General features: G+C 67.3%; 15 protein-coding genes. 14 read left to right on the forward strand and 1 reads right to left on the reverse strand.

The features are described 5' to 3' along the window. Nucleotides 1-15 precede the first annotated feature (15 nt). Both ACPYN5_RS01910 and hpf read left to right on the forward strand, forming a co-directional pair. Entirely contained in the window at nt 16-672 is a 657-nt protein-coding gene (locus tag ACPYN5_RS01910; protein WP_424447294.1) for a ComF family protein, read from the forward strand. 89 nt (nt 673-761) lie between these two features. Next, complete coding sequence (gene hpf / locus ACPYN5_RS01915) at nt 762-1,424, forward strand: ribosome hibernation-promoting factor, HPF/YfiA family (protein ID WP_424447295.1); 663 nt, start codon at nt 762-764, stop codon at nt 1,422-1,424. Nucleotides 1,425-1,496: 72 nt separating this feature from the next. On the opposite strand, the gene ACPYN5_RS01920 is transcribed toward hpf, so the two are convergent. Beyond that, entirely contained in the window at nt 1,497-2,825 is a 1,329-nt protein-coding gene (locus ACPYN5_RS01920; RefSeq protein WP_424447296.1) for a hypothetical protein, read from the reverse strand. A gap of 160 nt (nt 2,826-2,985) precedes the next feature. Here ACPYN5_RS01920 and secA point away from each other — a divergent pair, with 160 nt between their 5' ends. From secA to ACPYN5_RS01980, 12 genes are all read left to right on the forward strand, one after another. Beyond that, complete coding sequence (gene secA, locus ACPYN5_RS01925; protein ID WP_424447297.1) at nt 2,986-5,775, forward strand: preprotein translocase subunit SecA; 2,790 nt, start codon at nt 2,986-2,988, stop codon at nt 5,773-5,775. A gap of 153 nt (nt 5,776-5,928) precedes the next feature. After that, entirely contained in the window at nt 5,929-6,264 is a 336-nt protein-coding gene (locus ACPYN5_RS01930; RefSeq protein ID WP_094260117.1) for a hypothetical protein, read from the forward strand. Nucleotides 6,265-6,304: 40 nt separating this feature from the next. After that, nucleotides 6,305-6,607 (forward strand): hypothetical protein, encoded by a 303-nt coding sequence (locus ACPYN5_RS01935; RefSeq protein ID WP_094260116.1) that lies wholly within the window; start codon nt 6,305-6,307, stop codon nt 6,605-6,607. A gap of 59 nt (nt 6,608-6,666) precedes the next feature. Next, nucleotides 6,667-7,014 carry a DUF6507 family protein gene (locus ACPYN5_RS01940; protein ID WP_424447298.1) on the forward strand — a complete coding sequence of 116 codons (348 nt, stop codon included), beginning with the start codon at nt 6,667-6,669 and terminating at the stop codon, nt 7,012-7,014. 14 nt (nt 7,015-7,028) lie between these two features. Next, nucleotides 7,029-10,061: a hypothetical protein gene (locus ACPYN5_RS01945; RefSeq protein WP_424447299.1), complete on the forward strand. Its 3,033-nt coding sequence runs from the start codon at nt 7,029-7,031 to the stop codon at nt 10,059-10,061. A 127-nt stretch (nt 10,062-10,188) separates the two neighbouring features. Continuing rightward, complete coding sequence (locus tag ACPYN5_RS01950) at nt 10,189-10,398, forward strand: hypothetical protein (RefSeq protein ID WP_424447300.1); 210 nt, start codon at nt 10,189-10,191, stop codon at nt 10,396-10,398. A 35-nt stretch (nt 10,399-10,433) separates the two neighbouring features. Next, on the forward strand, nt 10,434-11,912 hold the full coding sequence (locus ACPYN5_RS01955; RefSeq protein WP_424447301.1) for a glycohydrolase toxin TNT-related protein: 1,479 nt from the start codon (nt 10,434-10,436) through the stop codon (nt 11,910-11,912). Nucleotides 11,913-11,917: 5 nt separating this feature from the next. Beyond that, nucleotides 11,918-12,433 carry an Imm61 family immunity protein gene (locus ACPYN5_RS01960; RefSeq protein ID WP_424447302.1) on the forward strand — a complete coding sequence of 172 codons (516 nt, stop codon included), beginning with the start codon at nt 11,918-11,920 and terminating at the stop codon, nt 12,431-12,433. 234 nt (nt 12,434-12,667) lie between these two features. Then, nucleotides 12,668-13,063 (forward strand): glycohydrolase toxin TNT-related protein, encoded by a 396-nt coding sequence (locus ACPYN5_RS01965; protein ID WP_424447671.1) that lies wholly within the window; start codon nt 12,668-12,670, stop codon nt 13,061-13,063. Continuing rightward, entirely contained in the window at nt 13,060-13,578 is a 519-nt protein-coding gene (locus ACPYN5_RS01970) for an Imm61 family immunity protein (RefSeq protein ID WP_424447303.1), read from the forward strand. Before ACPYN5_RS01965 ends, ACPYN5_RS01970 begins: the two co-directional genes overlap by 4 nt. A 158-nt stretch (nt 13,579-13,736) precedes the next feature. Beyond that, a complete protein-coding gene (locus tag ACPYN5_RS01975) occupies nt 13,737-13,994 on the forward strand; it encodes a hypothetical protein (RefSeq protein WP_424447304.1) in 258 nt (85 codons plus the stop codon). A gap of 110 nt (nt 13,995-14,104) precedes the next feature. Then, nucleotides 14,105-14,629 (forward strand): DUF6301 family protein, encoded by a 525-nt coding sequence (locus ACPYN5_RS01980; protein WP_424447305.1) that lies wholly within the window; start codon nt 14,105-14,107, stop codon nt 14,627-14,629. Nucleotides 14,630-14,659 lie beyond the last annotated feature (30 nt).

A 14,659-nucleotide genomic window follows, 5' to 3' on the forward strand; every position in this document is an offset into this window, starting at 1 on the left:
CGCCATCCTGGGTGGATGACGTCGCACGCATCCTTTCGACCGGCGTGGCAGGACCACGTCGCCGACGCCCTCGACCTCGTCATGCCCGTGTGGTGTGCCGGATGCGACGCGCCCGGGCGTCCGCTCTGCGAGGCGTGCCGGACCGAGATCTCGCGGCCGGCCCGACGCGAGTCCCGGGGGCTCGAGGTCTGGAGCGCAGCTCGGTACGAGGGTGCGACGGCCAGAGCCGTCCGGGCGCTCAAGGAGGACGGCCGAACGGGACTGGTGCGCCCGCTCGGCGCGCTGCTGACGCAGCTGATCCGGACGGCGGGATGGAGCGACGTCGCGCTCGTTCCGGTCCCGTCGTCGCGCGCGGCGATGCGCCGCCGCGGCTATGCCGTGCCGGAGCTGCTCGCGCGGCGCTGCGACGCACCTGTCGCCCGGTTGCTCCGCGCCCGCGGCCGCGTCGCCGATCAGCGCCTGCTCGGACGCAGCGACCGGCAGCGCAACGTCGCCGGCTCGTTCGTCGCGCGTCCGGGCACGGGCTCGGTCGTCATCATCGATGACGTCATGACCACGGGCGCGACGCTCCGTGAGGCGCAGCGGACGCTCACCGCCGCGGGCCTGCGGGTGACGGGTGCGGCGGTACTCGCCGACACGCCGCTGCAGATATTCCCCGGCGTTCATGAGTGACAACGGTCGCTCACGGCAGTAGCGTGGGGGAGACCAAGGCGAACGAAGGTCCGCCCTTGAACCGGGCGGACCGGAGCAAGGAGGTCAGGATGGAAACCAGCATCGTCGGCGTGGGAGTCGGGATCACGGATCGCTTCCGCACGGTGGCTGAAGAGAAGTCCAGTCGCATCGAGACGCTCGCACCCCGTGCGCAGCGCCTCGACATCAAGGTCACGCATCGCGCCTACCACAACGGGCGCATGGATGACGAGACCGTCGAGCTGACCCTCACCGGAAAGGGACCGCTCGTCCGGGCTGAGGCCACGGACGGCGACAAGTTCGTCGCACTCGACCTCGCGGTCGACAAGCTCGTCGAGCAGCTGCGGCGCGCGAAGGACAAGCGCGTGGATGCGCGCAACCACCCGCGCGGAGCGAAGCTCGACAAGGGCACCGGCTCACTGGCGGGCATCGATGTCGAACCGGCATCGGTCGAAGTGCTGCGAGCAGTGGCGACCGGTGAGGTGCCGATCGTCGGAGACGGAGCAGACGACGAGGAGTACACCCCCGTCGTGATCCGCACGAAGGAGTTCGGCGCCGAATGGATGACGGTCGAGGAGGCCGTCGACCGCATGGAGCTCGTCGGTCACGACTTCTTCCTGTTCATCGACGCCCGCACCGACCACCCGAGCGTCGTGTACCGTCGCAAGGGCTGGGACTACGGCGTCATCTCTCTCACCGCGGCCGCTCCGCCGGAGGCCGAGCTGGCGTCCTGATCGCGCGGACGACACGGGGGCGGGTGCCATCACGGCATCCGCCCCCGTCGCGTTCGGCTTCGCGCCGCCGCGTCAGTCGAACATGCCGTCGAGCATGCTGCCGATCACGAGGCCACCGAGGATGCCGCCGACCATGTTGCCGCCGCCGCCGCTGCGACCGCCCCAGCCGCCGCCGTAACCGCCGGGTCCGCCCCAGCCGCCGTCGGGACGCGAGCCGTCGATGTCGCGCTGGGCGAGCTGGAGGGCCTCGCCGGCCAGAGCGGCGCAGCGCCGCGCGTCGGCCAGGGCCTTCTCCCGGTCGTCCTCGGGAATCGGGCCCACGGGGGCGAGTCCGAGCCGCAGGCTCTCGGCCTCGGCGAGGCGCGTGCGGGCGTCCGCACCGATCCAACCGCGGTGCCCGGCGATGACGCTGCGCGCGACCGACAGCTGACGATCGGCGTCGTCGATGGCGTGGCGCACGTGGCTCTCGGGCGGGACGGGTCGGGCTGCGCGCTCACGCGCGGTGTCGACGGCGATGTCCAGCGCCGCGTTCTTCTCGCGCAGCATCGACAGCTCGGCGAAGGGATCGCCCTTCGAGCCGGCGGGGCTGACCCGGGTCAGAGCCTGCTGCAGCTCGGCCATCGCGGTCGTGACAGCCGGTGTCTGCGGTGCCGAGCGCGCGACCACGAGGTCGTCGCGGGAGTCGGCGACGACATCGGCGAGCGTGGATTGGGCGCGCAGGGCTTCGACCTCGAAGTCGTCGACGGCGTCGAGGAGGGTGCGTGCGCGGCGGACCGCTTCGGTCGCCGTCTCGAGGGCGATGTTCGCGGGGCCCCGCTCGCCGGCGGCGCGGCGGCGCTCGGCGACATCCGCTCCGTGCTCGGCGAACTCCAGGAGTCCGGCGGCCTCGTCGGCGTTGCCGCTCACGCGGTTCAGGGCGTCGGGGTGATAGCGGCTGGACACGCGCTCGATGACGGCCTGTGCGGGCTCGACCCGCTCGCGCAGGGCGGCGACGTCGGCCCGGATGCCGGCCAGGATCTCGGGAGCGCGGCGCGCACGTTCGATCGCCTCGGACAGCGTGGAGGTGCGGTCGTCGAGCAGGTCCTGCGCCCACTCGCACAGCTGCACGATGCGCGCGTTGCGCGAGCGGACCTCCTCGGGGGTGTCGGGGATCTCGTCGTGGTTGAGCTGCTTGAGGTGGAACGCCTCGCCGAGGTGGTGGCGCACCGCGGCGATGGCCTCGCGCAGCGGCGCGGTCGCTTCCTCACCGAGCTCGGCCTCGGCGAACACCATCTCGTCGCTCGTGACGCGCAGGCGCTCGTCCGCCCCGACGAGGGCGATATCGGCCTCGCGAGCGAGATTCGCGTCCGCGTCGGCGACTTCCTGCTGTTCCCGCTTGCGTTTGCCCCAGAATCCGGCCATGTCTTGATCCTAGGTCTCGCGGGTCGGCAGTGGCGGGGGCGCACGCTCCACTCGCAGGCGACGCCAAGGTCACGGGCCGATAACATGGCTCCATATGCCCGTGCATGCGCGCGGGCGCGGCCGACGTGGCGTCGGCGCACCCGACAGATGGAGATCCGACGTGGCCAACCCTCTCGAGAAACTGCTCCGCGCCGGTGAAGGCCGTGTGCTGCGTCGCCTGCAGCAGATCGTCAAGGCCGTCGGCGCGCTCGAAGAGGACTACGCCCACCTCACCGACGAGGAACTGCGGAACGAGACCGCCGAGCTCCGGGCGCGGCACGAGGCCGGGGAGACCCTCGACCGGCTGATGCCGGAGGCTTTCGCCGCCGTGCGCGAGGCCGCCAAGCGCACCCTCGGGCAGCGGCCCTACGACGTGCAGGTCATGGGTGGTGCCGCCCTGCACCTCGGCAACATCGCGGAGATGAAGACCGGTGAGGGAAAGACGCTGACCGCCACCTTCGCCGCGTACCTCAATGCGATCGCGGGCAAGGGCGTCCACGTCATCACGGTCAACGACTACCTGGCCTCGTACCAGTCCGAGCTCATGGGGCGCGTGTACCGAGCGCTCGGCATGACCACGGGCACGATCGTCTCGGGCCAGACCCCCGAGATCCGCCGCGAGCAGTACGCCGCGGACATCACCTACGGCACGAACAACGAGTTCGGCTTCGACTACCTGCGCGACAACATGGCGTGGCGCCGCGAAGACCTCGTGCAGCGCGGTCACTTCTTCGCCGTCGTCGACGAGGTCGACTCGATCCTCATCGACGAGGCTCGTACCCCGCTCATCATCTCGGGCCCGTCGTCCGGCGAGGCCAACCGGTGGTTCGTCGAGTTCGCGCGGGTCGCGCTCACCCTCGAACCGGGCGTGGACTACGAAGTCGACGAGAAGAAGCGCACGGTCGGCGTGCTCGAGCCCGGCATCGAGAAGGTCGAGGACTACCTCGGCATCGACAACCTGTACGAGTCGGCGAACACCCCGCTCATCTCGTTCCTGAACAACTCCATCAAGGCGCGGGCGCTGTTCAAGCGCGACACCGACTACGTCGTCATGAACGACGAGGTCATGATCGTCGACGAGCACACCGGCCGCATCCTCGTCGGGCGTCGCTACAACGAGGGCATCCACCAGGCCATCGAGGCCAAGGAAGGCGTCCCGGTCAAGGCCGAGAACCAGACCCTCGCGACGGTCACGCTGCAGAACTACTTCCGCCTTTACGACAAGCTCTCGGGCATGACCGGTACCGCCGAGACCGAGGCTGCCGAGTTCATGTCGACCTACAAGCTCGGCGTCATCCCGATCCCGACGAACAAGCCGATGATCCGCAAGGATCAGCCCGACCTCGTCTACAAGAACGAGACCGCCAAGTTCGCGCAGGTCGTCGAGGACATCGTCGAGCGTCACGCGAGCGGGCAGCCCGTGCTCGTGGGCACGACGAGCGTCGAGAAGAGCGAATACCTCTCGCGCCTGCTCGCGAAGAAGGGCGTGAAGCACGAGGTTCTCAACGCCAAGAACCACGCGCGCGAGGCCGAGGTCGTCGCCCGCGCCGGTCGCCTGGGCGCCGTGACGGTCGCGACGAACATGGCCGGTCGCGGTACCGACGTCATGCTCGGTGGCAACGCCGAGTTCCTCGCCGTTCAGGAGATGAAGTCACGCGGTCTGGACCCGGTCGAGACCCCCGAGGAGTACGAGGCCGCGTGGGACGAGGTCTTCTCGTCGGTGCGGGAGACCGTCGCCGAAGAGGCCGAGAAGGTCGTGGCGGCCGGCGGTCTGTACGTGCTCGGCACCGAGCGTCACGAGTCGCGCCGTATCGACAACCAGCTGCGCGGTCGTTCGGGCCGTCAGGGCGACCCGGGTGAGAGCCGGTTCTACCTGTCGTTGACGGACGACCTGATGCGGCTGTTCCAGTCGGGAGCGGCCGAGGCGATCCTGGCTCGCACGAACTTCCCCGAGGACGTCGCGATCGAGTCGTCGATGGTGTCGCGGGCGATCAAGAGCGCGCAGGCCCAGGTCGAGGCGCGCAACGCGGAGATCCGCAAGAACGTTCTCAAGTACGACGACGTGCTCAACCGCCAGCGCGAGGCGATCTACACCGATCGCCGTCAGGTGCTCCACGGCGACGACCTCTCCGAGCGTGTGCAGCACTTCATCGAAGACGCCATCAGCGCCGTCATCGACGACCACACCTCGTCGGGGCACACCGAGAGCTGGGACTTCGACGCCCTCTGGACCGAGCTGAAGACGCTCTACCCCGTGGGCGTCACGATCGACGAGGTCGTGTCCGAGGCTGGGAACAAGGGCCGGATCACGCCCGAGGTCCTCAAGCGCGAGCTGCTCTCCGATGCGAAGATCGCCTACCAGAACCGCGAGGAGGCGCTGGGGGAGCCCGCGATGCGCGAGCTCGAGCGCCGCGTCGTGCTGCAGGTGCTCGATCGTCGCTGGCGCGATCACCTCTACGAGATGGACTACCTCAAGGACGGCATCGGCCTGCGTGCGATGGCTCAGCGCGACCCGCTCATCGAGTACCAGCGCGAAGGGTACGAGATGTTCCAGTCGATGATGAGCCAGATCAAGGAGGAGTCGGTCGGCTTCCTCTACAACCTCGAGGTCGAGGTGCGCTCCGCCGAGAGCGGCGACGTCGACGCCAAGGGTCTCACTCCGACGCCCGTCGAGACGCAGAAGCTCGAGTACTCCGCGCCGAGCGACACCGGTTCGGGTGAGGTCGAGGTGCGCAACGACCGTGGCCAGGTTCAGAAGACCGCGACGGCGAAGGCTCGTCAGCACGCCGCGGAGCAGGACGCCCCCGCCGACGCGCCGCGTGGCGCGTTCGGTCAGCGGACCGGCGCAGATGAGGATGCCGCCGACGCGGGCAACCGTGCGGCTCGCCGCGCCGCGGGGAAGAAGAAGTAACACTCGCGCCGGATCATCACCCGATCGGGTGAATTGCGTGAAGGTTCCCTCATCGGGGTCGCCCTGAGCGCGCTGCCCCTTTAGCATCGATGCCGTAACGATGTCGCCCGGTCCGCGGGCTGCATCACGCCACGACTCATGAGGGGAGCCGTCATGGCCACGAAGTTCGACATGGGCGCCGATACGCTCAGCATCCTGAACAAGCAGACCTCCACCCAGTCGGACAACCTGGGGGCGCTCATCATGCAGCTCGCCCAGGCGTCCGAGCCGGTGGAGAAGTCGTTCCAGGGGCCGGCGCGCCAGGTGTTCGACCTGTTCCAGGCCAATGCGCAGGGTCTCGCCAACGAGATCAACCGCGCGCTCGGCGCGATCCTGCAGGGGTCGGTCGGGATGGACACCTCCGTGCAGCAGGGCGTGCAGGAGCAGGCCGACCAGACCCGCAGCGTCGACGGCGCGCAGGACTACACCGGTTTCTCGGGTCGCGCCTGACGCGCGGCATCCCGATCGATACGAACGGAAGCGACACGACATGTCTGACCGCCTCGCATTCAACATCAGCGACTCCGAGTCCGCCCAGCAGAACTTCCTCGCCGTGGCGACGCGCCTCGAGCAGCTCATCGCCGAGCGTGACAAGGAAGTCAAGACCGCCATGGCCGATGCCCGCATCGACGGCGCCGACGCGACCTACCTCGCCAAGGAGCAGCGCTGGAACGCGATCTCCGACAACACGAAGAACATCGTCCAGGCGCTCAAGCAGGCGATGACCCAGAACGACGCCACCGCGCAGAACGCGCTGAGCAAGGCGAAGGCAGCGGTCGACGCCATCGCGTGAACGTATGAGCGCCGCCGACTGCGTGTCGGCGGCGCTCATTCTGCATGACAGGGGGAAGCATGTCGTCGTATGAGATCGACCCGGCCGGTGTGCAGGCCGTGGTGAACGCGGTGCAGGCCGAAGCCGCCGAGCTGATGCAGGGCATCGACACCGAGGCTCTCGAGGGCCAAGTCATGGACGTGGCGAGCGTCCCCGCGCCGGGGGTCGCGAGCGCGCTCGGCGAGTTCCTCGGCAACGAGGCGCCGGTCATCGAGAGCATCGGCAACCGCATCATGGCGAGCCTCGCCGGTGTCGCCACGGTCGCACAGGCCTACGGCACCGCCGATGACGAGATGCTCCAGACCATTCAGGGGCACGCCGTCGACGCCGCGGAGTCCGGCGACTTCTCGTACTTCGCTGACGCCTGAACCCGGGGGAGACGATGGCACAGCACGAACTGCCCGACATCAGCGCTCACCCGCTGAACAACATGAACACCGAGTCGATCGAGACGGCCGCCGCCGCCATCGAGGCGCTCGGAGCGGGCGTGGGCGAGAACGGCGCCCAGGCCGTCTCGGCGTGGGCGCCGATCTCCGCGGCCTACAAGGGGCCAGGTGATGCGGAGCTCATCGCCGTCATGGCGCCGGTGGGGAGCATGGCGACCTCGGTGAAGGACCGCACGGCATCGGCTGCGCGGAGCCTGCGGACATTCAAAGACACCGCCGACGAGATCAAGGCGACGATGACGACGTTGAAGTCGGATCTCGCCACCCACACCTACAACGTCAACAACTACGAGCCGCCGCAGCCCGCGACGACGACCACGACGAGCACGGGCATCTACGGCACGACGACGACCACCGGCTCGTACAACGGGTCGTGGAACGCATACGGCGCCGCGCCCGTAAGCACCGATTGGCGTGACGACAGTGCGCTGGTGGCCGAGAACGAGCGCATCATCAAGGCGCTCAACGACGCCGTCGAGCGGATGCACGAGGCCGAGCGGCAGTGCGCGTCCGAGCTTCGCGCGCTGCACGGTCTCACCGCGCTCACCGCCGGCGAGGGTGGGTACGAGAACGGGCAGTACGGCGTCGACAGCATCCCGCACGATGCGGCGACCCCGTGGGGCACCGCGAATCCCGATGACGAGAGCTGCGCGGAGGCGGCGGGCAGCTGGGTCGTCGGCGCCGGGCAGGACCTCGCCGGTCTCGTCGGGATGCAGTGGGACGAGGACGGCAACTTCTCGTGGACGTGGGACAACTTCGCCGAGACCTGGACCGGGATGGCGTCGCTCATCACGTACAACCCCGAGTCGGGTCAGTGGTTCGACTGGGGTCACGCCGGCGAAACGTGGCTGGGCGTGGGCCAGGACTTCATCGCCTACGACCGGTGGGGTGAGAACCCGGAGGGTGCGGCGACGGATGTCGTGCTGAACGTGGTCTCGTCGATCGGTGTGGTCGGGCTGGTTTCGAAGATCGGCAAGGTGGGCAAAGCGGGGCGCGCCGGCCGAGCGGATGCCGACGTGGACGTCGACCTGGATGCGGCTGACTTCGACGTTCCCGTCATCCGTTTCGACACCGACATCGATCTCGACTTCGGGGATCTCGACCTCGACCTCGATCTGCCCGACGGGCGTCCCGACGTGCCGAACGGCCGCCCCGACGTTCCGGCGACGGTTGTCGGCGATGCCACGGGTGGACCCGACGGACCGTCGAATGCTCCCGAGGGCGGAGGCCCGAACGGTTCGTCGAGCGGTCCCGAGGGTGACGCCGGCAGCCCGAGCGGTGTGCCTGGTGGTGGGGGTGATGGCTCGCCGTCGGCCGGCGGAGATGTACCGGGTGACCGGCCGGGTGGCGATGGCTCGCAGGCAGGACCCGATGCGGGCGGACCGGGCGCTCCGGTAGACCCGCTGGTGGCGAACCGTACGCCCAACACCGATGTCGACTTCCAGGCGTCGCCCGAGTTCGACAGCGCCGTCGACGCACGCCAGCAGGCCGTGCTCGATCGCCGCGAGGCAGTGGCCGACCGCAACGCCGCGATCGCTGCGCTCAACGATCTCGGTGTGGAGGTCGACCCGGCCGATCTGACCAAGAGCAAGATCGACACGACGATCGACGACCTGATCGACGATGTGCGAGAGGACCGCTCGCTCACACCCGACGAGGTCGCCGAGCGCGTCGATGCGCTTCGCGAGTTGCGCGAGACGGCCTGGAACGAGCGCGAGTCGTTCGTGGGGCAGGTCAACGCGTCGGAGGCGATGGGCGACGCGGGCGCTCGGGATGCCATCCGTTCGCAGGGCGCGGATGTCGTGGTCGATGGTCGGGGAGCGTCGGCGGGTCAGTTCGATCAGGTCGGTCTGACCCGCGATGGGACCACGCTGATCGTGGCGGAAGCGAAGGGAGGCACGGCAGACCTGAGCTCGTCGGGTCGCTTGCTTCCGGATGGCTCGCGGGTTCCCCAGGGCTCGACGGCGTATTTCAACGAGGTGTTCCGCCTCGATCCGACGCTGCAGCAGTGGCTCGCGGACAACCCCGCGATCGCGCGTGGGCTCGTGAACGGTGACATCGACATCCGCTATCAGCTGGTTCGCACCGACGGGAACGGCGTCGTGCGCATCGAGGACCTGGCGCTCGACTCGCGGGCTCTCGACCTGCGGGGCGAGGGGATGCCGGCGCGCCAGCCCGAACTCGTCGCGGCCAGCGGTGTGCGCGCCGATGCCGGTGCGCCGACCGTGGTCGACACGATCGTGCAGGACACTCTCGGGCCAGCGGACAGTTCTTCGTCGCGTGACCATTCGGTCGAGGCGGTCGGGGCTGCCCGCGCTGAGCATAGCCCGGGGGACGCGGGAGGGCCGCATGAAACGACCCCGGGCAGTCACTTCGGCGGCTACGAACACGACGCCGTGGGGCCGAGCGAAAGCCAGGGAGCCACCCTGTCCGACGACCTCGTCGAACCCGGGGAGGAGCGATTGCCCGCTCTTGGACGTGTGGTCTCCGTGGGAGCTGTAGACGTCTATGTTCCCCGGGACATCCGTATCGAACTGGGTGACCCGCCCTACGCGGTTCGGTCTCACGAGAATGGCACGTCGTCCCTTCCGCTAACGGACTATGCCGAGATGCGTGCGTCGTCCGTCCACAACGCGCAGGCCTCTGAGTTGGTGCTCGGGAGGTACGTCGCAGGCAGCGACACCTCCTACATCGAGGTCGCTCGGCGCGCTGGTTCCACCTACTTCGATATGGGCAACGATGGGTGGGAACGAGGGACCCGGGGCTTCGGGCTCTCCGCAGATGATATGTTCAATTTCTTCAACCGCCCTGTCCTCGATGCGGCGTTGATGGACGGCAAGACGATTCGCTTCACGCACGACCCGAATGCGGATCGAGCATCATTCCTCTTTCGAGAAGCGCGCTATATCGAACAATTTGGTTATGACATTGTCCCCGACGGAAATGGAGCATGGATTGCATCCCGTTGATGATATGCATCATTTGTATCGTTCCCTTCGAGCCGCTCTCACAGATCAGCTCGGGAGGGCTGTGGCAGGATTTGAGGTGCGAGACGTGTCGGGGGGAAGTCACCCGAGAGTGACATATTGCTTCGAGATGTACGACTATTGGGTGGTTGTTTTCACCTTCGATCGCGGCTTGTTCGGGTTTTCGATAGAGCAGGGCCGCCGGTCGGTGGGTGTGCTGGAGTCCGGGCAAGCGGACTTGTCGTTGGACGACATTCCCGCAATCGTTCGCGAACTCGACTCGCGGGTGCGGTTACGAATTCCCGATAAATACCTCGAATGGTACGAGCGGCAACGTTGACCCTCAAGGAATAGGTGCTCTGACGGGCTCAGGATGTGCGAGAGGACCGCTCGCTCACACCCGACGAGGTCGCCGAGCGCGTCGATGCGCTTCGCGAGTTGCGCGAGACGGCCTGGAACGAGCGCGAGTCGTTCGTGGGGCAGGTCAACGCGTCGGAGGCGATGGGCGACGCGGGCGCTCGGGATGCCATCCGTTCGCAGGGCGCGGATGTCGTGGTCGATGGTCGGGGAGCGTCGGCGGGTCAGTTCGATCAGGTCGGTCTGACCCGCGATGGGACCACGCTGATCGTGGCGGAAGCGAAGGGAGGCACGGCAGACCTGAGCTCGTCGGGTCGCTTGCTTCCGGATGGCTCGCGGGTTCCCCAGGGCTCGACGGCGTATTTCAACGAGGTGTTCCGCCTCGATCCGACGCTGCAGCAGTGGCTCGCGGACAACCCCGCGATCGCGCGTGGGCTCGTGAACGGTGACATCGACATCCGCTATCAGCTGGTTCGCACCGACGGGAACGGCGTCGTGCGCATCGAGGACCTGGCGCTCGACTCGCGGGCTCTCGACCTGCGGGGCGAGGGGATGCCGGCGCGCCAGCCCGAACTCGTCGCGGCCAGCGGTGTGCGCGCCGATGCCGGTGCGCCGACCGTGGTCGACACGATCGTGCAGGATGCGCCGGGCCTCGACACGCCCGACAACGGATCGGCGACCGTGGTGGGCGACGGACATAGCGGGGGAGCCGCGACCGTCATCGGCGATGGCCCGGGCTCACCTCATGACCTGTTCGGCGCGAACGTCGACGGATCGGAGAACGGAGGCGGCAGCGGCCATGACCCGGGCGGGTACCCGGGGCAGGGGTCGAGCACGCCCGTGGCCGACGCGATCGCGGCCGGTGTTGACCCCGTAAACAACGGTTTGGACGGCGTTCCGGGCGAATGGCGGCGTGTCACCGACGATCCCATCACGCCGAAGGATCTGCATTACGGAGAGCCGATGGTGCAGCACGGACACGCCACGATGCCCGCCGATCCGGCCACCGGACGGTCGGGCTTCGATATCGTCGGAGATACAGGCGCCCCCTACGGCCGTCATCCTGACGGAACGCTGTTGAGTGCCGCCGAGTACGATGCACGGTACACAACCGCCCCCTATAATTGGGACAACTATCCACCCAACGCCGGCGCAGTGCGTGGGACGCGAGTGGACTATTCGAGTATCCAGGCGTTCATCCGTGACTACGGTTTGCATCTCGACCGGGTTGGCAAACCCAACGGACCCTACCTCGGGCTGATGCCGGACGGCGTGCGTGCGACGTTTGAGGATCGTTCTCTTCCCATTTCTTCACTGGGCAAGCCCCTGTTCGATTATCAGCTCTCGGGCTCTCTTCCTGACGGGTGGTCCATCGAGGTGAGCCGTATTGCGCCTGCGTTTGGCCGTCAGGGTGGGGCGCTGCAGGTGCTCGTGAAGAATGCAGCTGGCGAGCATGTTCCCGTGTCAGCGCTGGAAGCAGCAGGAGTGCTAATGTGAGCGTGATGAGCGATCGTAATTTCGCCTTTTCCTCCGAGTTTCGTGAATGGGCGCGTCGCGCGGGCTATTCCGTAGCCGTCGAGGAGAACCGCACCGTAATCTTCGACGTGGGTGGCGAGATTCGGTATTATGTTGGTGCGCAAAGCGGGGAATATGTGGTCACCCGCGCCGACCGTTCTGAGGCGGAGCGTTTCGTCCTGAGCGCTCGCGCGTTCGTAGACGTCGAGAGGTATCTCACCCGGGCTCTGAGCGTTGATGCTCGCGCCGCCGCGGGGCTCTCCCCGGTCAAGTTGCCCTTCGACGAGGAGAGCGTTGCGCCTGGATACGAGACGGTGAACTTTGCCGATGGTCTTGCAGGGCTGAGGCGATCGACGGGCGAGGTACGCGGCGTGCGATTCGCGGATTGCTTCGTCCATCCCGCTGTTCAGTACTCGTACTACGCCGACGCTGATCTCGCCGACCTGCGGCGGTCGCTGGAAGCGCCCGACGGTGCGCCCCTATTCACGAGATATGTGTCGTAGCAGATCGGGCATGGTGATGAACACAACCGAGACCAGCGATGTCGATGCCGCGTCTGGCAACAGATCTGAGGGGGCAGACAGGTTTGCTCATGGATCGCACACTGCTGAAATCAGCTGAGCAGGAATGCGACCATCTGCACTTCATGAAGCAAGCGCCTGAGCGATCGTGGGCCGCTGGTGCACGCTCGCGAGAACACGCCCATGGTTCCGAGAGTTCGGTGAGGAGGGTTCGTGATGTCGTATGATCCGCGGCTGAATTGGAACAGGTACCCACCGAACCTCGGCGCGGTGCCTGGCTCGCGTGTGCAGTACACGAGTATTGAGGCGTTCGTGCGGGACTACGGCCGGCATCTTGATCGAATCGGTGGTCCGCGCGGTCACTACTTGACGCTTCGCCCGGACGGGATTTCGCCCAATTTCGAGTCTCGCAGTCTTCCGGTCACGTCACTGAAGGACCGATTGCATGTGTACGAACTCGCGGGCTTTCTTCCGGAGGGCTGGATCGTCGAGGTCAATGAGGCTGCTCCAGGTTTCGGTCGGAACGGGGGGAGCCTGCAGGTTCTCGTGAGGAACGAGAGGGGAGCGGGTGTGCCCGTTGTGCAGTTGATCGACATCGCGGTGATCACGTGACCGAGCCGTTCCCGTCCCCGTTCCAGTTCACCCCCGGCTTCATCGGCTGGATCTCCAACGCGTACTCGGTGCTGGTGAGTGGCGACCGGCTCGTCGTAACAAACGACGGCGGTGAGATCCGCGACTACGTCGGAAGGGCGAATCAGCGCTTCGTCCTGACGCATGCCGAACGAGCTGAGGAAGAAGAGTTCACGCTCGACACGGACTCACTGGACGCCATCGAGCGGTACCTCACGGTCCAGATCGGACGAGAGCTGCGGGATCAGGCTCAGATGCCACGCATCCGCATCCCGTTCGCCGCCCAGGACGCAGCCCCGGGCTTCGCCGTGGGAACGTTCCGCGACGGGCTGAAAGGCCTGCGTCGCGAAGGCGGCGACACGGCCGACGCGCGCTTTGCCGACACCTACTCCGCGGTGCAGTACTCGTACTACGCCGACGCAGACCTCGCGGACCTGCGGCGATCGCTCGAGTCCCCCGACGGCGCCCCACTGTTCACCCCGTACATCATGCAATAGCGGGGTGTGCGTTCGGGGTGCCGGTCGCGGTGTGGGCGCGGGAACTGCTGCGTCAGCTGCAACACTCCAGTGCGAATCGACCCTCGTTCCTCTCCTCGAGAAGCGCGGTATATCGAACAGCTTGGTTCCAAATTCGGTGAAGCACGCGAGGGACTCTGATGACGTCGATCGATGAAGCGCTGGCGGTAGCTCGTCGAGAGCGGCTGTCGCGCTGGCTGCAGGTCGGACATCCGGGTGGGACGTCTGCGAACAAGGTATGCGTCTTCGCTGACGAAGGCTTGTGGACGGTCGTCATCACCGACGAGCGCGCCGCGGTCGTGGAAACGTCCTGTCGGAAGTTCGAGTCGGAGGCAGCCGCGGTGGACGCAGCGTTCGACAGTGCGCGGATGCTGCGTGCATTGCTGTCCGCGGACTGACGCCGGTTGTGACGAGCATCGTCGCCATCGTCCAGAAGCGGTATGCCGATATCGAGCGCGCGGAACAGCGGCTGAGGCGGCCCGGGGGAGCGGTCGGTTAAGTTGGGGGCATGAGCGATGTGAACAGCGTCTCGCCCGCCCGTGTTCGCGATATCGTCGAGGCGTTCCAGGCGGTGGAATGGCCCGAGGATCGCGGCATCCTCGCTCCGTTGGCGGCCCGGCTCGGGTGGACGGTCGACGCGGACGCCACGCGAGGCGTCGACTTCGGCACCGGCTACGAGATCAGCTCGCCGCGCGCCGAGGCGCTCATCTCCGACGGCGCTGTCGCTCAGGTGAACGTCGACCTCACCGACCGCATTCGAAACGCCGATGCGGCGCAGACGAAAGCCTTCGCCGACATCGCCCGTCGGCTGCGCGATGACCTCTCGTCGGTCCTCGGTGCTCCAGTCCGCGAGAAGGGCGGGAAGGATGCGCGTTACACGTGGGATCTCGACAACGGCGGTCGCGTCGCCGTTGCGAAGCTCAACCGCGTTGTGCAGCTGATTGTCCTGCAGAAGCGCTACGCCGACATCGAGCGCGCAGAAGAGCGCCACGGCATCTCCGACGACCGCGACCCGGGCGCCGACATCGGCTGATCCGGCCGGGATTCCCCGCGCCGACAGCGT

Source organism: Microbacterium arborescens (assembly GCF_049707515.1).
GTDB classification, from domain to species: Bacteria; Actinomycetota; Actinomycetes; order Actinomycetales; family Microbacteriaceae; genus Microbacterium; species Microbacterium arborescens_B.

Bases quoted from the DNA above. Each gene is read 5' to 3' on its own strand.
- ACPYN5_RS01910 (WP_424447294.1), top strand. From the start codon at position 16: ATGACGTCGCACGCATCCTTTCGACCGGCGTGGCAGGACCACGTCGCC.
- hpf (WP_424447295.1), top strand. From the start codon at position 762: ATGGAAACCAGCATCGTCGGCGTGGGAGTCGGGATCACGGATCGCTTC.
- ACPYN5_RS01920 (WP_424447296.1), bottom strand. From the start codon at position 2,825: ATGGCCGGATTCTGGGGCAAACGCAAGCGGGAACAGCAGGAAGTCGCC.
- ACPYN5_RS01930 (WP_094260117.1), top strand. From the start codon at position 5,929: ATGGCCACGAAGTTCGACATGGGCGCCGATACGCTCAGCATCCTGAAC.
- ACPYN5_RS01935 (WP_094260116.1), top strand. From the start codon at position 6,305: ATGTCTGACCGCCTCGCATTCAACATCAGCGACTCCGAGTCCGCCCAG.
- ACPYN5_RS01940 (WP_424447298.1), top strand. From the start codon at position 6,667: ATGTCGTCGTATGAGATCGACCCGGCCGGTGTGCAGGCCGTGGTGAAC.
- ACPYN5_RS01945 (WP_424447299.1), top strand. From the start codon at position 7,029: ATGGCACAGCACGAACTGCCCGACATCAGCGCTCACCCGCTGAACAAC.
- ACPYN5_RS01950 (WP_424447300.1), top strand. From the start codon at position 10,189: ATGTACGACTATTGGGTGGTTGTTTTCACCTTCGATCGCGGCTTGTTC.
- ACPYN5_RS01960 (WP_424447302.1), top strand. From the start codon at position 11,918: ATGAGCGATCGTAATTTCGCCTTTTCCTCCGAGTTTCGTGAATGGGCG.
- ACPYN5_RS01965 (WP_424447671.1), top strand. From the start codon at position 12,668: ATGTCGTATGATCCGCGGCTGAATTGGAACAGGTACCCACCGAACCTC.
- ACPYN5_RS01975 (WP_424447304.1), top strand. From the start codon at position 13,737: ATGACGTCGATCGATGAAGCGCTGGCGGTAGCTCGTCGAGAGCGGCTG.
- ACPYN5_RS01980 (WP_424447305.1), top strand. From the start codon at position 14,105: ATGAGCGATGTGAACAGCGTCTCGCCCGCCCGTGTTCGCGATATCGTC.